Genomic DNA, 22,145 nt, shown 5'->3' on the forward strand with positions numbered 1-22,145 from the left:
GATATGTCAATTTTAGCAATATTTCCTTTAGTTTGCTTGTGTTTCCAATGAAGTTGTCCTGGGCATTGCAGTTGAGTCAGCCATAAAAACAACAAGCCAAGACCGTCCTATCGTGCGGGCCGGGATGTTGAAATGGCAATGTTATATTTGTCCAGAGCATGTCCGGCGTGGGGCCGGGCGGTACTTACGGGAGACCCTGAATGAAAAAGTTCGTGCTGAAGCTGTGCGCATTGCTGGCCCTGTCGTGGTTCTCCGTCACCGGTCATGCGGCCGGGTACACGCAAACCCAATATCCGATCGTGCTGGTGCACGGCTTGTTTGGCTATGACAGCATCGGTCCCTACGATTATTTCTACGGCGTGGCCAACGCGCTGCGCAGCGGCGGCGCCAGCGTTTACCTGGTGCAAGTGTCGGCCACGAATTCCACGGAAGTGCGGGGCGAGCAATTGCTGGCGCAGGTCCAGCAAATCCTGGCGGTGACGGGCGCCGCCAAGGTCAACCTGATTGGCCACAGCCATGGCAGTCCGACTTCGCGCTATGTCGCTTCGGTGCGGCCGGACCTGGTGGCGTCGGTGACGAGCGTTGGCGGGGTCAACAAAGGGTCCAAGGTGGCGGACGTGCTGATCGGCAATGCCCCTGAGCCCGTATACCCGGTGCTGGAAGGCTTTTCAGCATTGATGAGCGCATTGGGCGGCGACCCAACCCTGCCGCAGGATGCGCATGGCGCGGCGCGGTCGCTGAGCACGGCGGGTTCGCTGGCCTTCAATGCGCAGCATCCGCAAGGCATACCCGCCACCGCGTGCGGTGAAGGGGCATACCAGGTCAACGGTATTCATTATTTTTCGTGGAGTGGCGCCAAGATCATCACCAATCCGCTCGATGTGGTCGATCTGCATTTCCTGCTGACGACGCAAGCGTTCAATGGTGAACCGAATGACGGACTGGTGGCAACCTGTTCCACCCACCTCGGCAAGGTCATCCGCGACAATTACAAGTTGAACCACCTCGATGAAGTCAACCAGATGTTCGGCCTGACCAACCTGTTTGAAACCAATCCCTTGACCCTGTACCGCCAGCATGCGAACCGCTTGCAAGGGCTGGGGCTGTAAGGCATGGACGGCAAACTGATGGCTGGCGCCGCGCTGGCGCTGGCGGCCGCCGTGTGGCTGACGCAGCGTCCGGAGCCGGCGCCAGCACCGGCCGCCGCCGCGCCGGCCCCAGCCGCGCCGTTCGTGCGCTCGATGGAGGGCACCCGTCCCGATGGCAACGTACGCCAGGATGCGGCGCGGCAGCTGGTGGTCGATGCGGAACTGGGTTACCTGTTTGATTACTACCTGGCCGGCCTGGGCGAACGCGAACTCGATGCGATCCGCGCGGAAATTGAACGCGAGCTGGAGCGGCGGCTGGCGCCGGGCCCGGCGCGGCAGGCCAAGGTATTGCTGGGGAAATACCTTGACTACAAGCGGGCGCTGGCCACGCTGGAAGAGACGCTCAAGCCCGGCGGGGACATGCTGGCCGGGGCCCGCGCGCGGCGCGATGCGATGCTGAAACTGCGCAAGGCTTATTTTACGGAGCGGGAAATCGCCGGCATGTTTGGCGATGCCGACGCCTATGACGCCGATGCGCTGGCACGGTTCGAAGTCTCGCAAGACAAACAGTTATCCGCGGCGCAGCGGCAGGCGAAACTGGCCGGGCTCGATGCGGCCCTTAGCCCGCAACAGCGGGCGCAACGCGCGGCGCCGCTGGCGATCGTCAACGTGGAACAGTCGGTGGCGGCAATGCGGGCGCAGGGCGCGGGGGATAATGAAGTGTACCGTGCCCGCGCGGCGGCGTTTACGCCGGAAGCGGCGGCCCGCCTGGCGGAGCTGGACAAGGAGCAGGCGCAATGGCAGGCGCGTATCGCCGCTTACCAGCAGCAGCGCCGCCAACTGGCGCCGGACGATATGCCGGCGCTGCAGCGCTTGCGCGACGCCGGTTTCAGCGCGCAGGAACAGAAGCGGCTGGCGGCGTACGAATAACGGTCAACCCAGCAAATTCAGGATGCCGTCGAGGCCGACGAAATTCAGCGCCACGCTGGCCTGCTCGCGCACCACCGGCTTGGCGCGGAACGCCACCGACATGCCGGCCACGCTCATCATTTTGAGGTCGTTGGCGCCGTCGCCCATGACGATGGCTTGCTGGGGATCGATGCCCAGCGACGCGCACACGTGTTCGACGGTGCGCTTCTTGACGTCGGCATCGACGATTTCACCGAGCACTTCGCCGGTCAGCTTGCCATCGATGATTTCCAGTTCATTGGCCAGCGTAAAGTCCAGGCCCAGGCGTTCCTTGAGGCGTGCGGTAAAGAAGGTGAACCCACCCGAGACCAGCAGGGTTTTCAGGCCGGCGGCCTTGACGGCGGCCAGCATGTTTTCCGCGCCCAGTGACAGTTGCAGGCGCTCGTCATACACGCGTTCCAGCGCCGAGGCGTCCAGGCCCTTCAGCAGCGCGACACGCTTGCGCAGGCTGGCCGAGAAATCCAGTTCGCCGCGCATGGCCGCTTCAGTGATTTCCGACACTTGCGGCTTCAAGCCCTGCATGTCGGCGATTTCATCGATGCATTCGATAGTGATGAGCGTGGAATCCATGTCCATCGCCACCAGGCGGAATTCATTGAGCTTGTGCACGCCCATCATGTAGGTGGCGTCGAGCTGGGCGGCGTGGGCCGCCACTTCGATGGTGTGGCGCAGCGCGACGGAATACGTGATGCCTTCGCAGCGGATCGCGTTGTCGGCGATGCGCACGATGCGTTGTGGCGCGGTCAGGGCGGCAATCCGTTCCAGGGCTGGCATGCAGGAACCCAGGCCTTGCAGCACCAGGTTCATGGTGTAGTCGTTCGTGTTCATTTAGCTTGTGAGTTGTTTGATGGCGTTCTTGATTTGCGCGACGCGGGCCGGCAAGTCCGGCATGCTGGCGGCAATCTTGAGTTTGTCCTGCCCATTGAGTTTGATTTGCTTGTTCTTTTGGATCAGCGTAATGATGCGCATCGGGTCGATAGGCGGCTTGGGCATGAATTGCAAGCTGGCCGCTTCGCTATGGGCGTCGATCTTGACGATGCCGACCGTGGCGGCCAGGATGCGCAGGCGGTGCGTTTCAATCAGCGCCTTGGCGGGGTCGGGCAGCTTGCCGAAACGGTCGATCAATTCTTCCTGCAAGTCGTCGATCCGGTCCTGGCGCTCGCAGTTGGCCAAGCGTTTATAAATCGACAGGCGCTCGTGCACGTCGCCGCAAAAATCGTTGGGCAACAGGGCCGGCTCGTGCAGGTTGATTTCCGTGGTGGACGACAGCGGCGCGGCCAGGTCCGGCTCCTTGCCGGCTTTCAGTGCGCGCACGGCTTCGTTCAGCATGTCGGTATACAGCTGGAACCCGACTTCCAGCATTTCGCCGGACTGGTTTTCGCCCAGCACTTCGCCGGCGCCACGGATTTCCAGGTCATGCATGGCCAGGTAAAAGCCGCTGCCCAGTTCTTCCATGGCCTGGATCGCGTCGAGGCGGCGCTGGGCCTGCTTCGACAAGCCCTGCATGTCGTTCACCAGCAGGTAGGCATAAGCCTGGTGGTGCGAACGGCCGACGCGGCCGCGCAACTGGTGCAGCTGCGCCAGGCCGAACTTGTCGGCGCGGTGCATGATGATGGTGTTCGCGGTGGGCACGTCGATACCGGTTTCGATAATCGTCGTGCACAGCAGGATGTTGTAGCGCTGCGCCACGAAATCGCGCATGACTTTTTCCAGGTCGCGCTCGTGCATCTGGCCATGGGCCACGGCGATGCGCGCTTCCGGCAGCAATTCTTCCAGCTTGGCCAGGCGGTTCTGGATGGTTTCCACTTCATTGTGCAGGAAGTACACCTGGCCGCCGCGTTTCAACTCGCGCAGGCAGGCCTCGCGGATGATGGACTCGGCCTCGCCGCGCACGAAGGTTTTGATCGCCAGGCGCTTTTGCGGCGCCGTGGCAATCACGGAAAAGTCGCGCAAGCCTTCCAGCGCCATGCCCAGGGTGCGCGGGATCGGTGTCGCCGTCAGGGTCAGCACGTCCACTTCGGCCCGCAGCGATTTCAGCGCTTCTTTCTGGCGCACGCCGAAGCGGTGTTCCTCGTCGATGATGACCAGGCCCAGGCGGGTGAACTTGACGTCGTCCGACAGCAATTTATGGGTGCCGATGACGATATCGAGCGTGCCATCCTGCATGCCCTTGATGGCGTTGGCGATTTCCTTGCCGGTGCGGAAGCGCGACATTTCCGCAATCCGGACCGGCCAGTCGGCAAAGCGGTCGGCAAAGGTTTGCGCATGCTGTTCGGCCAGCAGCGTGGTGGGCGCCAGGATCGCGACTTGCTTGCCGCCCATGACGGCAATAAAGGCGGCGCGCAGCGCGACTTCGGTCTTGCCGAAGCCGACGTCGCCGCACACCAGCCGGTCCATCGGCTTGCCCGACGTCATATCCTTGATGACGTTCATGATGGCGGCGGCCTGGTCCGGCGTTTCATCGAAGCCGAAGCTCTCGGCGAAACGTTCGTAATCGTGCGATGAATACTCGAACGCGTGGCCCTGGCGCGCCGCGCGGCGCGCATACAGGTTCAATAGTTCGGCGGCGGTGTCGCGCACTTGCTCGGCGGCCTTGCGCTTGGCTTTTTCCCACTGGCCGGAACCGAGCGTGTGCAGCGGCGCATCGTCCGGCGACGCGCCGGAATAACGGGAAATCACGTGCAGCTGGGACACCGGCACGTACAGCTTGGATTCCTTCGCATATTCCAGGTGCAGGAATTCAGTCTCTCCCTCGCCCAGGTCCATGCTGACCAGGCCGAGGTAGCGGCCGATGCCGTGATTGATGTGCACCACCGGGTCGCCGATCTTCAATTCCGACAGGTCGCGCACCATCGATTCGACCTGGCTGACGGCCTCCTGTTTTTTCTTGCCGGCGCGGCGGCCGCTGCCGGCATACAGTTCGGTCTCGGTGATGAACAGCAGGTCGAGCTTGTCGGCCGTCAGCGCAAAGCCGGCCTGCAGCGGCGCCACGCCCAAGGTGACTTTCGCATCGGACGCGAGGAAGCCGTCAAAGCCTTCGGTCAGCGCCGGATGCAAGTCGAACTCGCTGAAATACTGCTGCAGCGTTTCGCGGCGGCCGTTCGACTCGGCGCAAATCATCACGCGGCGCTGCGTGTTCAGCAACAGGGCGCGCAAGTTGGCCAGCGGATCGTCGAGGTGGCGGTTGACCGCCACGTCCGGCACCGGCGCGGACAGTTCGGACGGCGCGCCGGCCTTGTCGGCCACGGTGCCGATCGCCAGGCGCGGATGCGGTTTGGCCAGGGTGAAGAATTGCTCGTCGCCGAGGAACAGCGCTTCCGGCGGCAGCAGCGGGCGTTCGCGGTCGGATTTCAGGAAGCGGTAGCGCGATTCCGTGTCGAGCCAGAAGCGCTTGATGGCGGCATCGATGTCGCCCACCAGCGCCAGGGTGCTGCCTTCGGGCAGGTAATCGAACAGGGTTGCGGTGTCTTCGAAGAACAGTGGCAGGTAATATTCGATACCGGCCGAGGCGATACCGCTGCCGACATCTTTATAGACCACGGCGCGCGACGGATCGCCTTCGAACTGTTCGCGCCAGCGCGAGCGGAACGTGGTGCGGGCCGCTTCATCCATCGGGAATTCGCGGCCCGGCAGCAGCCGCACTTCATGTACCGGATACAGCGAGCGCTGGGTGTCGGCATCGAAGGTGCGGATGGTTTCAATCGTGTCGCCAAACAGGTCCAGCCGGTAGGGCAGGGCGGACCCCATGGGGAACAGGTCGATCAGGCCGCCGCGCACCGAATATTCGCCGGGCGACATCACCTGGCTGACATGGGTATAGCCGGCCAGGGTCAGCTGTGCTTTCAGCTTCGCTTCATCGAGCGATTCGCCTTTTTTGAAGAAGAACGTGTACCCGGCCAGGAACGACGGCGGCGCCATGCGCACCAGCGCCGTGGTGGCCGGCACGATCATGACGTCGCACTGGCCGGTCTGGATTTCATGCAGGGTGGCCAGGCGCTCCGACACCAGGTCCTGGTGCGGCGAAAACGCGTCATACGGCAGGGTTTCCCAGTCCGGCAGCAAGTGGCAGCGCAGCTGGCCATTGGCAAACCAGGGAATTTCATCGAGCAGGCGCTGGCCATCGGACGCTTGCGCCACGATCACGGCCAGCATCTTGCCCTGCGCCTTGAGTTGCAACGCGGCCCGCGCCAGCGCATACGCATCGGCCGAGCCATACAAAGCAGGCAACACGAAGCGGTTGCCGGGTTTCGGTAAAACTTTATTTAATTCAAAGGACATCGATGACATCAGTGAACGGTTGAGCGCGGCAGCAGGGGCCGTGTGCATCGAGCATTATAGACGATGCGACACTATTCTGTTTCGCCGCGCCCCATGCACCGTGTCACCAATTCGAGTATGGCCTTGGAGCGAAACTCCCTGGTCAGTTCGGATAACTTGCTGGCGAATGGCCGGTAACGCGGGTCGAGTCCGGACAGGTGGTCGGCCCACCGCGCGATATCGCGCATGTTGCCCCGCAGGGCCAACTGGTGCAGGATGGCCATTTCCTCCGGCGGCGGCGCGACCAGCGGCAGGTCGGCCGGTTCCGCCGTGGGCGGTGTTTCCGGTGTGGCAATGATCCATTCGAGTTTCAACTGCGCACCGATCTCGTCCAGCAGGCGATCGAGATTGACCGGTTTCGGCAGGAAGGCATTGGCCCCCGCCGCGATGCTGCCGGCCGCGTGGTTGTCGCCCGCGCTGGCCGACACCGCGATGACTGTGACGGCGGCGAGATCCGGCGACTGGCGCAGCCGGCGCATGGCTTCCAGGCCATCCATGCCGGGCATCGCCAGGTCCATCAGGATCAGGTCCGGCCGTAAGGCCTGGGCTTGCGCCAGCCCTTCGGCGCCGTCGGCCGCCTCGGCAACCGTGAAGCCCAGGGGGCCGAGCATATCGTTCAGCACCATGCGGTTCTCGCGCACGTCATCGACCACCAGGATGGTCCGGCGTGCGCCACGATAGCCGCACGCGGCTCCTTTGGCGCGGGACGGGGCGGCGGGCGCCACCGGTTCCACCTCCAGTTCGAACCAGAAGGTACTGCCTTCGCCGGGGCGGCTATCGAGCAGGATGTCGCTGCCCATCAGGCGCAGGAACTGGCGGCTGATCGCCAGTCCCAGCCCGGTGCCGCCATGCCGGCGCTGGCGCTCGCCGACTTGTTCGAAGGGTTCGAAGATCAGCTCCCGTTCCAGCTCGCCGATGCCGACCCCGGTGTCGCGCACTTCGAAGCGCAAGCGCGCGGGAGCGGGACTGCGCACGCGCAGTGTCACGTGCCCGTGGTCGGTGAATTTGATGGCGTTCGACAGCAGGTTGAGCAGCACCTGGCGCAATCGCTTCTCGTCGGCCTGTATCGCCTCCGGCAAATCGGGCGCAATATCGCTGTGGTAGGCCAGGCCTTTCTGGGTTGCCTTGACGGCCACGATTTCGCTGACGATGTCGAGGAATTCAGCCAGCCGGATTGGTGTGCCGTGCAGTTCCAGCTTGCTGGCCTCGATTTTTGCGAAGTCCAGGATATCGTTGATCAGGTTCAGCAAATGCTCGCCGCTATGGTGGATGACATTGAGCGCCGTGCGCTGGTTGTCGGCGAGCCCGGGCACGCGCTGCAGGATTTGCGCATAGCCCAGGATGCCGTTCAGCGGCGTGCGCAATTCATGGCTCATGTTGGCCAGGAAAGCGCTCTTGGCGCGGTTCGCCGCGTCGGCCGCCAGGCGCGCGCTGCGTTCGGCCTCGGCTTGCTTGCGCTCGGAGAGGTCGAGTACGAAGCCGACCGCGTGGTCTTGCGACCCTTCCAGCAGGGCGCTGCCAATCAGGACCGGCACGCGCCGGCCATCCTTGCGGATGAATTCCTTCTCGTAAGAAAGCAATTTACCGGTGCGTAAGACTTCTTCCCTGGCTTGCGCGTCAGCCGCGGCGTACTCGGGTGGATTGAAATCCTTCCAGCGCACTTTGCCGGACGCCAGCTCGTCCCGGCGATAGGCAATCAAGTCCAGGAAGGCGTCGTTGGCGTCGCTGATATCGCCTTGCAAGTCCCAGAAGACGATGCCGATGATGTTCGATTCCATCAGCCGGCGGATGCGCGCTTCCCGTTCGCGCAAGGCGGCTTCGACCCGCTTGCGCTCGGCATTTTCCTGCTGGAGGTCGGCGTACAGCAGGGCATTCTCCAGCGAGATCGCCGCCTGCGAAGCCAGCAGTTCGAGCACCGTCACCCGTTCCGGCGTGAACGCGTGGGTGGTCAGGGTGTTTTCCAGATAGAGCACGCCGACCAGCCTGGCTTGCCGGATGATGGGAAGGCACAAGACCGATTTCGGCCGATGGCTGGCCAGGTCGGGGTCGGCTGCAAATGGATTCGGCTTGCTGGAGTCGGGCAGCAGCACCGCCGTGTGGCTGCGCCGGACATAGTTGAGGATGGTTTCGGGCGCGCGGCACGCGGGCTGCGCCTGGCCAGGGAGCGGGCCCGCTTGCGCGGCGGGCACCAGTTCATCGTTGCGCAGCAGCAGCAGGGCGCCCGTCTGCGCACCGGCGTTTTCCAGCACGATGCGCATCAGCGTGTCGGTCAGCTCGGCGAGCACGATCGTGCCCAGGATCGCTTGCGACGCCTTGGCCACCGACAGCGTGTCCAGCCGCGCCGCGCCGGTGTCGGGCGCGGCGGCGGCCGCCGGAATCGGCTGCGCGCACAGTTGCGGGTAGCGGGTGTCCAGTTGCCGGACTTTGCCGCCGGCGCCCCAGCGTGCAAAGCAGGCGCGCGCCTCGCCCAGGTGAACGCGGGCGGCGGTGGCGGCGCCGCGCGCCAGGTAAAAGCGGGCCGCCGCTTCGTGCGCGACGCCCTGGTAGTGGGCGAAGCCGTTATCGTGCGCCAATTCGATGGCGTGCTCATACAGGCGCATCGCGTCGCCGTCGCAGCCGTCGAGGCGCGCGGCCTCGGCCGCAACCAGCGCGTGCTTGTCGGCAAAGGTCGGCGCGCAATGTTCGGCCCATTCGCGCAACTGGTCCGCGTGCGTGGCCAATTGCGCGCGCCAGCCTGCGCGCTCGTCGGCCGGGCCGGCGGCGCCGGCGACTACGGTATCGTGCGCGGCGGCCAGCGTCAGCGCGGCGTAATAGTGGTACTCGAGCAACAGCAGTGGCAGGTTGCTCAACGCCCAGGCCTGGGCGTGCAGCGCGCTCATCGCCGTCATGGCTTCGGCGTAGTCGCCCGACAGGTAGCGCGCCTGCATTTTGAACAGCAAGTGGCGGCAGATGGGTTGAGCGGTCTGGTCTGTTTGCAGTTGCGCTTCGAAGGCGGTCTCGTCGAAGGCCTCGGCGCCACTGCCGCTGAAGGTGGAAAAGTGGGCGGTCCGTCCCTGCATGTTGGCGATGAAGCGCTGCTGGCTGGTGATGACGTTGATGTCGTCCTGGTATTTTGCCTTGCGCACATAGTCGAGGCCTTTTTCAGCCTCGCGCCACACGGTATCGAGCGGTGCGCCCTGCAACAGTTGCGCGCCGACCAGCAAGACCCAGTTGTTGCAGGCGCTGAAAACGTCTCCCGTTTCGCGGCCGACGTGGAAGTTCGCACGCAGGAAGTCGATGGCGGTCCCGACCGGTTGCGTCCACAGTGTGTTGACGCTCGCCAGCAGGTACATCTCCGCCTTGTTGGTGGTTTGATCATTCCGGTTGGCAAGCTCGCTGGCCAGCCTGGTGAAACGGTAACCATCGGCGTAGCGCTTGAACGTCGGACCGAGCAAAAAGCCGAACAAGGCGTAGGCATAGGGAGAGGCGTTGCTGGCGCCGTGCAGCAGGCTCAGGTTCACCATGCGGCAGACCGTCAGGCAAAACAAGGGAAAGTCGGTGAAGGCCGCCGGGGCGGTCAGCACCACCAATATCTCCATGCCGGCCAGGCGGTCCGGATCGGGCATGGGCGCGAGGCTGGCGATGTCGTCGAGGGTCCTTGCGCCGAGGTTGCGCCAGACCAGTTCGTACTCGTCTTCGACCTGTTTCCAGCCGGGATGCGCGGGCAGGCCGACGCCGTACAGGCCCAGGGCGGCTAGCGCGCTGTCGACCGCTTGTGCACATTCCGACCGCATCACGTGCAGCCGGGTTTTCTGGTGGTACACCGCAACATGCTCAGCCTTCGAGCGCGCATGGGACATCAGTTCGGCAATGAGTTGTCCGGCTACCGCCAGGCCGCCGCTGAGAAACTCGCAATCGGCGCGCTCAAGCATCAGGCTGAACATCAGTTCATGCCGGCTGTCCCAATCCGGTTCGCCGAACAGGCCCATGCCCGCCGCCAGGTAGACGCAGGCCGATGCATACGCCACCGAGGCCTTGGCCTTGCGGGCGGCGCGCAGGTTGAGCGTGGCCACCCGCTCTTTCTCGGCCGGCTCGGTCAGCAGCGCGGCGCCGTGGTTGAACAGGTTCGCCAGGTCGAACAGCTCGGTGTCGATCTGGCCGGCGCTCAGATGCGCGGCCAGCAGGCGGCCGATGCGCAAGTGTACCGCCGCATGCTGCTGCGCAGGAATCAGCGCATAGGCGGCCTGCTGGATCCGGTCGTGCAGGAATTTGCCGCTGCCGCCCGTGAGCACGATCAAGTCTTCGCCGGCCGCGGCCGCCAGGCGCCGCCGGGTTTCATCGATGGGCAGTCCGGCGGCCAGCGCGAGCTGGCCCAGGTCGAACTTGTTGCCCAGGCACGCGGCCAGCCGCAGCGCATCCCGCACGGGTTCGGGCAGGCGCCGCAACTTGCCGGACATCAGGCCGGCCACGTTGTCGGCGAAATCGCGGCTGCGGATCCGGGCCACATCCCAGCACCAGGCCCGGCGCGCCGGATCATGCCGTAGCACGCCATCCTTGTGCAAGGCGCCGAGGAATTGGGTAAAAAAGAAGGGGTTGCCTTCGGTGCGTTCAAAAATCAACCGCGTAAGCGGCAGGCAGGTGTCGGCCGCCGCATGCAAGGTATCGGCCACCAACTGGTTCAGGTGCGCGACCGACAGCGGCGTCAGCTCGATGCCGGTCACCGGCGTGCCGTTGGCGCGCACCGCTTCGCGCGCCGCCATCAGCGGATGCGTGGCGCTGACTTCGTTGTCGCGGTAGGCGGCGATCAGCAGCAGCCGGCCGGCGTCCGGGTGCGGCAGCAGATGCTCGAGAAATTGCAGGCTGGCCGCATCGGCCCACTGCATATCGTCGAGAAACAGCACCAGCGGCGTGCGGTGGCTGGTAAATACCGCCATGAAACGCTGGAACACCTGGTGGAAGCGATGCTGCGCCTGGGCCGCCGGCAGTGCCGGCACCGGCGCCTGCGCGCCGATGATCAGCCCGACTTGCGGCAACACATCGACGATCAACTGGCCGTGCGCGCCGACGGCGGCCTGGATCCGCTGGCGCCAGTCGGCGATGCGCTCTTCGCTCTCGGTCAGCAGTTGCTGGACCAGGTCGCGAAACGCCTGGGTCAGTGTGGCGTAGGGCACGTCGCGCATGAACTGGTCGAACTTGCCGGAGATGAAGTAGCCGCGTTCGCGCACGATGGGCTCTTGCAGCTCGTGCACCAGCGCGGATTTGCCGATGCCGGAATAGCCCGATACCGTCACCAGCGCCGCGTCGCCGCTGGCCGCCATGTCGGCAAAGGCGTCCAGCAGGGCGGCGCGCTCGCGCTCGCGTCCATACAACCGGTGCGGAATCTGGAAGCGCCCGGAGACATCGTCGGCGCCCGGCGGGAAGGGCGCGATGCGGCCCCCGGCCTGCCATTGCGCCAGGCAGCGCGCGAGATCGGTTTCCAGCCCGCGCGCGCTTTGATAGCGGTCTTCGGGCCGCTTGGCAAGCAGTTTCATCACGATGTCCGAAACCGCTTCGGGGATGTCCTTCACGCTATTGGGTGGCGGCGCGCTGCGGGCGATGTGGCAATGGGTCCACTCCAGCGGATCGCCGCCCTGGAATGGCAATTGCCCCGTCAGCATGCGGTACAGCGTGACGCCCAGCGAATAGAAGTCGCTGCGGTAGTCGACCGGGCGGTTCATGCGCCCGGTCTGCTCGGGCGAGACATAGGCCCAGTCGCCAGGCGCGGCGTTTTCCGCGGCCAGGGCCGGGCCCAGGTCCGCCAGTTGCATTGCGCCATGCTTGCGGGTGACGACGATCCTGGCGGGCCGGATATCACGGTGGATGAGCTGGGCGGCGTGGAGGCCGGCCAGGGCTTGGGCCACCTGGCTGGCGATGCGTAGGCAATCGGCCAGGTCCAAGCAAGCGCCATCCGGTTGGACCGCGTCCAGAGTCAGCATGCGGTGATCGGGAATGACCATGGCGTCTCCTTGCCCTGGTACAGAATATTACATAACTAGTGACACGCCAGGGTAAATTGCACGCCCTTGTCCGGCATAAAATTTTGCCGGATTGTCCAGTAGTTCAAAATTCCACCGTGGCGCCGATGCCGGCCTGGCGTGGCGGCGTATACGTCACTTGCCGGGCTGAACCGAGGTTGGTGCCGGTGATCAGCATGCTGGTGATGGCGGTGGTATTGGTGGCGTTGCGGACATAGCCGTAAAGTTTCCAGCCACCGGAGGCCGGCGCGATGGACGCGGCGAGATTCAGCAGGCTGTAGCTTTTCTGCATCGCGTCGGCGGTGTTGAATTCCGTGAAGTAGAGTTTGCCGCGCCGCATGGTGTCGCCGCGCAACGACAGCCTGAGGCCGTCCAGTTGGCGCGTGTACTCGGCACCCATGCCCAGCTGGCTCCTGGACACTTGCGCCAGCTGGTTGCCGCTGACATTGACGGCGCGGCCTGGAGCGTTGCGTGTATCGGTATTGGTGAAATCGCGGTAGGCCGGATCCATCAGCCCGAGCGTCGCGCTGAGCAGCCAGGCTGGCGCCGGGCGCAGCATCAGCTCGAATTCCGCGCCATGGATCCTGGCCCGGGAGGCATTGGCCAGGATGACGTTGGCGCTGCTGGTCTGGGCCACTTGCATGTCCTTGTAGGTGCTGCTGAACACCGCGGCATTGAAGGCGGCGCGCCGGTCCAGGAAGCGGGTCTTTAGGCCGAGTTCGAGCGCGCTGACCTTTTCCGGCCGGACCAGGCTGCCCTGCAGCGCCCCCAGGTTGACGGCGCCGGATTTAAAACCGTTCGACAGACGCGCATAGCCGAGCGCGCCCGCCGCCAGCGTGTATTCGGCCCCGGCGCTGCCGGTCAGGCTGGTCCAGCCATCGCGTGGCGTGCCGGTCTGCGTTCCGGCCAGGCCGAATGCCGGTATCGTGAGCGCCTGGTATTCGTCGGCGCGCTTGGTGTCGCGGTTCAGCCGTACCCCGCCCAGCAAGGCCAGCGACGGCGTCAGCGCATAGCGCAGGTCGGCGTAGGCCGCGGCCGAACGGGTGCGGACGGGGCCGCCCAGCTCGACCCGGAAGCCACCCGGCAGCGCCGCGGTCAGGGACTGGCCGGGCGCCACGAAGCCAAACGGTACCTGGGCCTGCAATGAAACGTCTTGCCGCTGGCTGAAATCAAGCACCGCCAGCCCCGCCAGCCATTGCAGCCTGGCCTGGTCCGGGGAAATGAAATGCAGGCCGATGCTGCGGTCGATACTGGCGGTGATGAAGCGCACCATGGCGCTGGGCGCCGCGGTCTCGTCGCCATCCCACGCACGGTGCACGGCGCTTTTGCGCCACGCCGCGGTCAGGCTCAGGGCGCCGCCGCCGAGCGGCTGTTCGTAGACGGCCTGCAGCGAGCGCACATCGATCCGGTTGGTGGCCCCCTGGCTCGCCTGGCGCCGTGGATCGGCCTCGGGATACAAGCCATACAGCAAGGATGAATTCATCAGTGGGTCCAGCAACAGCGGCAGGCTACGCCCATTGTCATTCTGGTGGTAATAGCCGGCGATCAGGCGCAAGCCGGCCTGGCCGGCAAAGCGTGTCGCGGTCTGCAGCCGCAACGCGGTGGAGTGCAGGTCGTCGAGCCCGCCGGGCGGCGCGAAGACCGGGCCGCCGGATACCATCGGGGCGGGCGGCAGGCCCGCCAGCGGGTTCCGGGTATAGCCGTCGGCGTCCTTGCGCTGGAACGACAGGCGGGCCGTGGTGGCGCTGGCGCCGAGTGGACCGGAAATGAAGCCCTCGGCCTGCCGGTTGCCGTAGGCGCCGGCCTCGATGCCGAGTCGGGACTGGAAGGTTGTTGTCGGCCGCGCCGAAATCAGGTTGATCGCGCCGCCGGTGGCGTTGCGTCCGTACAGCGCGCCCTGCGGGCCGCGCAGGATTTCCACGCGCTGCGTGTCGAACAGGGCAAGATTGGTGCTGGTCTGGTCGGACAGATAGACGCCGTCGGCATGCAGCGCCACACCGGGATCGCCGCCGGCCAGCAGGAACACGTCGCCGATGCCGCGAATGAAGATCTGGGTCGAGCCCTGGGAGGAAAATGCGGTGTTCGGCGCTAGGTTGAGCACGTCCGCAAGGCTGGTGGCGCCTTGCTCGGCGAGCCGCTCGCCGTTCAGGGCCGTGATAGCGGCCGGCGTGGTGTCGAGTGTGGTGGTGCGGCGTTCCGCGGTGACGACGACGCGGTCGATCTGGCCGCCGGCGCCGGACGGCTGGTCCGGCCCTGCCTGCGCCAGGGATTGCGCACTGAGCACCAGCGCGCCGGTGAACCAAACTGTGGGCCATGTGCTCAAAGTGGGCATCCTTGCAATCCTGCGGACAGTGGCGCCAATGAGCCGGCGGTACCCTTCGCCCCCGGCAAGGCGTCTGGCAACGGAGCCGGCATCCAAGCGCGGAAATTCCCGTTGCCAGACAGCCGATTAATTGTCGATCAATCGACGATCACGCGTCCATTCAGCGGCTGCACCGGACGGTTATTTGCATGATGCAGGATGCCTTCAAACGCTGCAACCTGTTCTTTCGAGACCGTGACCGGGTTTTTCATGACCAGCCAGCGCACGCCTTCCGAGCACGGCGGCGTGGTCAGCGAGCCGGAGAAACGGAAGTACGCATGCTTGGCCGGCAGCAGGCTGGCGGCCGACAGCGGGGCGGCCAGCGCATTCTTGCTGTTGGCTTCTTTCGGCAATTGCGGCCACAACGCCTTCAATGCCTTGTTTTCCGCGCCTTCCTTGAACATCACGCCGATCACGGCCAGGTTGCCATCCTTGTCCGCGTGCACCAGGTGCACTTCCAGCGGGTACGACTGGCCATTGACGAGGTTTTCGCTCGGGGCGTGGAAGTGGTATTGCTTCAGCTCGAACTGGGTGCCATCCAGCTGCAAAGTGCTGCCGGGGGCGAAGTTCACTTGCAGGGTGTGGCCATTGTTCAGTACTTCATTGCCGGCCGCCTTGTATTCCATTTTCAGCGGCTTCAGGCCCGCATGGACAGTGCCCTTGATGTCGATCGGCGACTGGTTCTTGCCGGTGCAGGCAAAGTTATCGGGCGTCAGCTTGGCCCACTGCTGCGGACCGGTCTCACCTTCATACGTCCATTTTGCGCCATCGGCGGCCATAACAGTGCCGGCGCAGGCCATCAATGCCGCGAATACGATTTTCTTCATTCCTGCTTGCTCCTATCTGATGATGCCCAAGACGGGCGGGGAGAGATTACACGGTAGTGCGCTTCCAGAGAGAAAAATTCACCAATTGTAACTATTACGCATAACGCAACAGTGCAGTGTGTCTATCTGTATCGGCATGTTGCATAGCGCCGGCCGGGCGCTTCACCAGTGGGCCGACGTCGCGGTCAGTGTTCCCGCCAGTATGGAATACCTGGACCAGCCGGGTTAGCGCCGCAGCCTGCCGTTGCATCGCGTCGGCGGCCGATGCCGCCTCCTCGACCAGCGCGGCATTTTGCTGGGTGGCGGTATCCATTTGCGTCAGCGCCTCATTGATTTGGCCGATGCCCGCGTTTTGCTCGCGGCTGGCGGTGCTGATCTCGCACACGGCCTGGCTGACTTCGCGCACCCGCTCGACCACCTGTGCGATCGCCGTGCCGGCCAGGTTCACCTGGCGTGAACCCTCGTCGACCTGTGCGCCGGAATCGGCAATCAGTGCCTTGATTTCGCGCGCCGCAGTGGCACAGCGTTGCGCCAGGGTGCGCACTTCCGATGCCACCACCGCAAAGCCGCGTCCCTGTTCGCCGGCCCGTGCCGCTTCCACTGCGGCGTTCAGGGCCAGGATGTTGGTCTGGAACGCTATGCCATCGATCACACTGGTAATGTCGGCGATCTTGCGCGACGCCGTGTCGATCGCGCCCATGGTGGCGATGACCTGCGTCACGACGTGGCCGCCATGCCGCGCATCGTCGGCCGCCCGCTCGGCCAGTTGTTGTGCCGATTGCGCATGATCCATGCTTTGCCGCACCGTGCTGGTGATCTGTTCCATCGATGCCGCGGTCTCCTCCAGCGCGCCGGCCTGCTGCTCGGTGCGCTCCGATAAGTCGAGATTGCCGGTGGCGATCTGCGCAGAGGCGGCCGCCACTGATTCGGCGCCGTTGCGCACCTGCTCAACGAGGGCGCGCAACTTGTCGCTCATGTCCGCCAGCGTACGCAGCAAATCGGCAGTTTCGTCGCGGCCGCTGCACGCGATAGCAGTGCTGAGGTCGCCTGCCGCCACCTGCCGTGCGATGGAAACGGCATCGCGCAATGGATGAACGATAGAGCGGCTGAGCAGCCACGCGAGCGCGGCGCCACCGCCCACCGCCAGTCCGAACGCCGCCAGCATCCATCGGCGCGCTTGCTGGTAAGCCTGTTCGGCGCTGACTTCGTCCTGCTCATTCCTGGTTCGTTGCAGCTTTTCGTACGTGTGCAATTCCTCTTGCCAGTGCGCCATCGCCGCAGCCGCGTCGGTGCGCAACAGCTGGATTGCGGCAGGGCGGTCGCTGCGCACCAGTTCCAGGAAGCGGTTATTGAGCGGGCGCGCACTGTCGCCGGCGTGCTTGATGCTGGACACGGCGGCAAGCCCCGCGCCGTCGAGTGGCATGGCTTGCAGTTTGGCCAGCGCCGCGTCGTAGTGGCTGCGCGCGGCCGTGATTTTGGAGAATTCCGCCTGCGCGTCAGCCGGGTTGTCGATCAGGGCCATGGTGCGGATCACGCGTGCAACGATGTGCACGGACTCCGACATTTCTTCGAGCAGCGCCAGCTTGGCGACGTTGACGCGGGTGATGTGGTGCAGCGCATCATTACTGCGCGACATGCCATTCATCCCTGTCAACGCGACCAGTGTCAACAGGGCGAGCATGACGGCGTTGCCGGCCGCCAGGCGGGCGCCGATTTTCCAGCGATTGACGTTCATAACGACGGGTCCTTCCGTGAATGGTCCTGATGTGCCTCAATGTAGGACACAATCCATCAACTCGTCATTATCCAACTTATCAACATTCATCAATTTCGATAAAAAAATCGGTGAATTTGGTTAATTTGTTGTGTTTTGTTGCGTTTTTGTGAGCGCTCCGGTTACGGTAAAGCGTATCTCGCCATGTTCGCCCAGCGACGTCGTGATGTGCAGTTCGGTGATGCCGTGCAGGCTTGCGGTCTGCACGATCTGGCCAACCGCATTGGCTACCAGTGCTTGCGCGACGTCGGGTTGCGCGGGAGGGGTGGCCGGGTGGCGCGGTGGCCATGGCGGTGCCGCGCTGGCGGCGGGGCCGACCTGGGTGGCGTCGAGGTCGGGGCCGGCGGCGGGGGGCGTCGTGGTTTCCTGCGGGACTTCCGGCGGTGCCGCGCCAAAGAACTGGTTGACCATCCAGCTGAATTCGCGCCGCGTGGTCACACAGTAAATCGGCGCCGCGTGCGGGAACACGCGCTGCACGGCGCCGGATGCTTTCAACTGGTCCGGGTCGACCGCCAGCACATACAGGCCGTTGCGGCTTTCCTCGATCGGCATCCACTGGTGCTGCACCACGTATTCGCGGTTGAAATTATCCAGCAAGCCCTGCGGGCGGCGGCGGTCCACCTGGAACATGAAATAGGGGGTGCCGAAGAAATCGGCCAGTGCGCGGCCCACCGTGGCGGGCGGGATGGCCAGTTCGTCGAGCAGCACATCTTCAATGTCGAGCCTGCGCGCCGCCGCGCTGCGCATGGCCTGGTCCAGTTGCGCGCGCGGCAGCACGGTTTCCGGCAGCATGGCGGCAAAGCGGCCGCGCTCGCGCGTGGGCGCTTTCTGGCTATTCAGCATGGCAATCGCCAGCGAATCGCAAATGTGCTGGATGCCTTCCTCCACCACACCATCGAACGGGCCGCCCTTGCGGTTGTTGATCAGCTGGAGGACCCCTTGCACTGCGCCGCGCTCGTCGACGATGGGCGCGACCAGCATTTGCTGCGTGCGGTAACCGGTGCGGCGGTCGACGCCTTGCTGGAAGCTCAGTTCCGGGTCGACGCGGTGCAATTCATGTTCATCATAGACGTCCAGCAAGTTCAGCATCCGGCCCGACAGCGCCGCGTAACCGGCAATGCTTTGCTTGGAAATCGGTAGTTTCAGTTGTTTGAACGATGCCAGTCCGGTCTTCACCTTGGATACCATGCTGGCTTTGTCGTCGGATAGCTGGTAGATCGTCAGCCGGTCGCCGCCAAACAAGTCGCACAGCTCGGCCGACATGTCCAGCATGATGTCGTCGATATCATGCGTGGCATGGATTTTATTGGTCAGTTGCTGCAGCCGCTTGAAAAAATACAGGCTGTCTTCAGCGGACGTCATTGGCGCGCCCCGCCGGGCGGCGTGGTGGCGCCGACGACTGTGGAATCGGCGTCAGCGGCGGTGGCCGATGCGGGGGACGCAGGCGCCGCCGGCATTGGCAGCGGCGTCACCGGCAGGCCGGTGCCTGACACGTGGGTGGCGTCCGGGTCGACATCGTCTGGCAGTGGCGCCGGCACGGGCCGCGCATTCGAGGGCATGATGAGGATCGATTGCATGTCGTCCGGGGCGCCGTGCGGCGCCGGCCAGCCGGGTGGCTGCTGCGCATGCCGCGGCGCCGGCGGCGCGGGAGGCTGCCACGCCGGCATGCCAGGCGACGTCGCATAGGACATGCCCGGTTGTGGCCCTGCCATAAACGGCGCCCGCACGGGCGGCGGCAACGTCTCCGCCGGATTGGCGCCATCGCCCGCCAGTGCGCGCTGCAATTCGTCGCGGAAGGCGCGGGCGCTCGGGTAGCGGTCGTCAGGGCGTTTGGCCAGCGCGCGCAATACCACGCGGTCGAAGGCTGAACTGATCAGCGGGCTCAGCGTGCTGGGTGGCGCCACTTGGCCATAGACGATCTGCTGCTGCAGCGCGAACAGGCCCTGGCCCTTGAAGGGGCGTTCGCCGGTCAGGAACTGGTACAGGATGATGCCGGCCGCGAAAATGTCGGCGCGCGGGCCGACCGGCTGGCCCATGATCTGCTCCGGCGACATGTAGCTTGGCGTGCCGACCATGGTGCCGGCCTGGGTATGGTTGGCTTCCACGTCTTGCATGCGGGCCACGCCAAAGTCCGTCAACTTGACCCGCAACTGGCCGGTCAGCATGACATTGGCGGGTTTGATGTCGCGGTGGATGATGCCTTGCTGGTGCGCGTAATCAAGCGCGTCCAGCAATTCGCACGTCATGCGTACCGAATCTTCCAGGGTGAAATCCAGTGAAAACACCTGGCTATCGTCGAAGTAGCTGCCCAGTTCTTCCCCGGCGATCAATTCCATCACCAGGTAGGCGACGCCGCTTTCTTCACCGAAGTCATACACCGTCACGATGTTGGGATGGTTCAGCCGCGCCACCGCCTGCGCTTCAATGATGAAGCGCGCGGCATATTCAGCGCGCAGCGCCGGATCGTCGATCCGGCTCATTTGAATCACCTTGATGGCGACCCGGCGGTTCAGCTTGGGGTCCACGCCTTCATAGACCAGGCCCATCGCGCCGCGTCCCAGCACGCGCAACAATTGGTATCGGCCCAGCTGCTTCAATTCATTCATGTGACGGTTATGTGGCGGTTAATAACTGGCTAGATCCGGCAAAGAGGGAAGTGTATAGCAGAAACATCTGAGCGTATGATAAGGCACTTCCGGCTTTTCGAGGTGCGGAACTCTGCACGTCATGGTCGTGATTCCTTAAATATGCAAACTTGTGGCGTTTATAAAGTGCAGTCGGCGCTCGATGCCGGCGCGTGGCTGGCGGTCGATGGCGCGGGACTGCCCGTGGTGCTTAAATGCGCGCCAGCTGGCGCCGGTGCGCCGTGGCTGGCCGGTGCGCAACTGGCCGCCGGCTTGCCGCCGCATCCCCATATCGTTCCCGTATCGGCCCACGGCCTGTGCGGCGAGGTCGCCTATGTCGCGACACCTTATATAGAAGGGACGACCCTGGCGGCCCGGCTGGGGACGGGCAGCGTGATGCCGGCGCAGGCGCTGGCGTGGATCCTGGAGTTGCTCGATGCGCTGGCCCATGTGCACGCGAACGGTATCGTGCATCGCGACGTCAAACCATCGAACCTGATGGTCGATCACCATGGGCGACTACTACTGGTTGACTTCGGCCTTGCATGCCGCCCCGGGGCGGCGCCAGCGCACGGTACCCCGGGTTACATGGCGCCGGAACAAATGCGTGGCAGTGTCACGGTGCGCAGTGATATTTATGCGGCGGGCGTGGTGTTGTACCGCATGCTGGCGGGGCGTCTGCCGTTCAGCGGCACCCCGTTTGAAACCATGCAGCAGGCGTTGCGCGGACAGGTGCCGCCGCTGCCGGGAACCTTGCCGTGGCTGGCGCCACCGATGCGCGCGGCATTCGACGCGGTGCTGGCGCGCGCGCTGTCGGCGGACTGCGGACAACGCTTTGCCAGCGCGGCGGCGATGCGGGCGGATCTCCATAATTCCTCCCTATTTTGATGCCATCATCCGCGCCGCCTTAACAAGCAAATAAACAAGCGGTTACATGCGCCTATACTGGTTCCAAAACACAGGCAACAGCCTATGGCAGAAATAGAATTATTTTCTGGAATTTAATGGAATTTCCCTTTATAGTCGTGATCGGCATTAACAAGCAGAAAAACAGCCCATGAGTATGGTGGACATCGACGCTTTGCTTCAGGAAGTCTCGCCGGACGAGCCGTGTGGCCCGAACCTCGAGTACGATCCTGAATTCCTGGAACTTGAACAAGCCTTGCAAGGCAAGCCGGAAGTCCAGTACGGCGACACGATCACTCCCGCAGTCCCTCCTGAATGGAAAGTAGTCAAGCGCCTGGCAACCGGCTTGCTCGAGCGTAGCCGCGACCTGCGTATCGTCATGGCATTGGCCCGTGCCGGCCTGGCGCTGCACGGCATGGACGGCCTGGCTGAAAGCATGACCCTGGCGCGCCGCCTGCTCGACGAGCGCTGGGACAGCGTGCATCCGCAACTCGATCCCGACGATGGCATGGATCCGATGTTGCGCATCAATTCGCTGGCCATGCTGACCGACGGCAGCTTCCTGCGCGAGGTCAAGGATGCGACCTTGCTGATGCTGCCGGGACTGGGTCCATTGTCGGTGCGCCTGCTGGAACTGGCCAGCGGTGAAATTCCCACGCCGGAAGGCGAAGCCAAGATTGAATTGCATTCGATCGAGGCGGCCGCGCTGGATGCCGATCCTGAAAAAATGGCGGCCGCGCTCGACGCCGCGACGCGCGCCTTCGATGCCGCCTCGGAAGCCGAACTCACGCTGGTGCGCCAGGTCGGCAGTTCGCAGGCGCTCAATATTGACGGCCTGACGCGCACCTTGCGCCGTGGCCGCGACTTCCTGTCGGAACAGCAAGCCAACGCCGCCGGCGAGGGCGGTAGCGCGGCCGGGCAGGGTGCCGATGAGGGCGACGCCGGCGGCGATGAGGCCGGCTATGAAGAGGACAGTGGCGATGGCCAGGCCGCGCCGGCGGGCCGCCGCGCCGCCCGCGCACCGGCCGCCATCAGTGGCGAAATCGCCAGCCGTGCGGACGTGATCCGCATGCTCGACAAGATCAACAAGTATTACCAGCAGTACGAGCCATCGAGCCCGGTGCCGTTGCTGCTGGACAGGGCCAAGCGCCTGGTGCCGAAGAACTTCTTTGAAATCATGGAAGACCTCGCGCCCGATGGCATGACGCAATTGCTGGCCGTTAGCGGCCCGCGCCCGGAAGATCAACAGCAGCAGGAATACTGACCCTGGCAGCATTTTTCATGG

The 22,145-nt window shown here is 64.4% G+C and carries 12 protein-coding genes; 4 read left to right on the forward strand and 8 right to left on the reverse strand.

The genetic code is table 11. From position 1 onward, the window contains the following. Nucleotides 1–200: 200 nt before the first annotated feature. A complete protein-coding gene (locus AC1RRC_RS01505) occupies nucleotides 201–1,109 on the forward strand; it encodes an esterase/lipase family protein (RefSeq protein WP_493053476.1) in 909 nt (302 codons plus the stop codon). Nucleotides 1,110–1,112: 3 nt separating this feature from the next. Next, nucleotides 1,113–2,018, forward strand: a complete 906-nt coding sequence (locus AC1RRC_RS01510) for a lipase secretion chaperone (RefSeq protein ID WP_493053477.1) — start codon at nucleotides 1,113–1,115, stop codon at nucleotides 2,016–2,018. Nucleotides 2,019–2,021: 3 nt separating this feature from the next. Here the strand turns inward: AC1RRC_RS01510 and serB are convergent, their stop codons facing one another. The 8 genes from serB to AC1RRC_RS01550 all read right to left on the reverse strand — a co-directional run bounded on the left by serB (nucleotide 2,022) and on the right by AC1RRC_RS01550 (nucleotide 19,936). After that, nucleotides 2,022–2,864 (reverse strand): phosphoserine phosphatase SerB, encoded by an 843-nt coding sequence (gene serB / locus AC1RRC_RS01515; RefSeq protein WP_493053937.1) that lies wholly within the window; start codon nucleotides 2,862–2,864, stop codon nucleotides 2,022–2,024. Between the two features lie 21 nt (nucleotides 2,865–2,885). Then, nucleotides 2,886–6,335 (reverse strand): transcription-repair coupling factor, encoded by a 3,450-nt coding sequence (mfd, locus tag AC1RRC_RS01520; RefSeq protein ID WP_493053938.1) that lies wholly within the window; start codon nucleotides 6,333–6,335, stop codon nucleotides 2,886–2,888. Nucleotides 6,336–6,406: 71 nt separating this feature from the next. Next, complete coding sequence (locus tag AC1RRC_RS01525) at nucleotides 6,407–12,349, reverse strand: AAA family ATPase (RefSeq protein WP_493053478.1); 5,943 nt, start codon at nucleotides 12,347–12,349, stop codon at nucleotides 6,407–6,409. Nucleotides 12,350–12,452: 103 nt separating this feature from the next. Then, entirely contained in the window at nucleotides 12,453–14,690 is a 2,238-nt protein-coding gene (locus tag AC1RRC_RS01530) for a TonB-dependent receptor (protein ID WP_493053479.1), read from the reverse strand. Nucleotides 14,691–14,827: 137 nt separating this feature from the next. After that, nucleotides 14,828–15,556, reverse strand: a complete 729-nt coding sequence (locus AC1RRC_RS01535; RefSeq protein WP_493053480.1) for a carbonic anhydrase — start codon at nucleotides 15,554–15,556, stop codon at nucleotides 14,828–14,830. Between the two features lie 94 nt (nucleotides 15,557–15,650). Then, nucleotides 15,651–17,291, reverse strand: coding sequence for a methyl-accepting chemotaxis protein (locus tag AC1RRC_RS01540; protein WP_493053481.1), 1,641 nt, complete (start codon nucleotides 17,289–17,291; stop codon nucleotides 15,651–15,653). Between the two features lie 120 nt (nucleotides 17,292–17,411). Next, complete coding sequence (locus AC1RRC_RS01545) at nucleotides 17,412–18,692, reverse strand: GAF domain-containing protein (protein ID WP_493053482.1); 1,281 nt, start codon at nucleotides 18,690–18,692, stop codon at nucleotides 17,412–17,414. Then, nucleotides 18,689–19,936 carry a serine/threonine-protein kinase gene (locus tag AC1RRC_RS01550; protein ID WP_493053483.1) on the reverse strand — a complete coding sequence of 416 codons (1,248 nt, stop codon included), beginning with the start codon at nucleotides 19,934–19,936 and terminating at the stop codon, nucleotides 18,689–18,691. Before AC1RRC_RS01550 ends, AC1RRC_RS01545 begins: the two co-directional genes overlap by 4 nt. Before the next feature lie 141 nt (nucleotides 19,937–20,077). On the opposite strand from AC1RRC_RS01550, the gene AC1RRC_RS01555 reads away from it, so the two are divergent. Next, nucleotides 20,078–20,842: a serine/threonine-protein kinase gene (locus AC1RRC_RS01555; protein WP_493053484.1), complete on the forward strand. Its 765-nt coding sequence runs from the start codon at nucleotides 20,078–20,080 to the stop codon at nucleotides 20,840–20,842. A 169-nt stretch (nucleotides 20,843–21,011) separates the two neighbouring features. Beyond that, nucleotides 21,012–22,124, forward strand: a complete 1,113-nt coding sequence (tssA, locus tag AC1RRC_RS01560) for a type VI secretion system protein TssA (RefSeq protein WP_493053485.1) — start codon at nucleotides 21,012–21,014, stop codon at nucleotides 22,122–22,124. The last annotated feature ends 21 nt before the right edge of the window (nucleotides 22,125–22,145 follow it).

Source organism: Pseudoduganella sp. GW821-FHT12E03 (assembly GCF_058807115.1).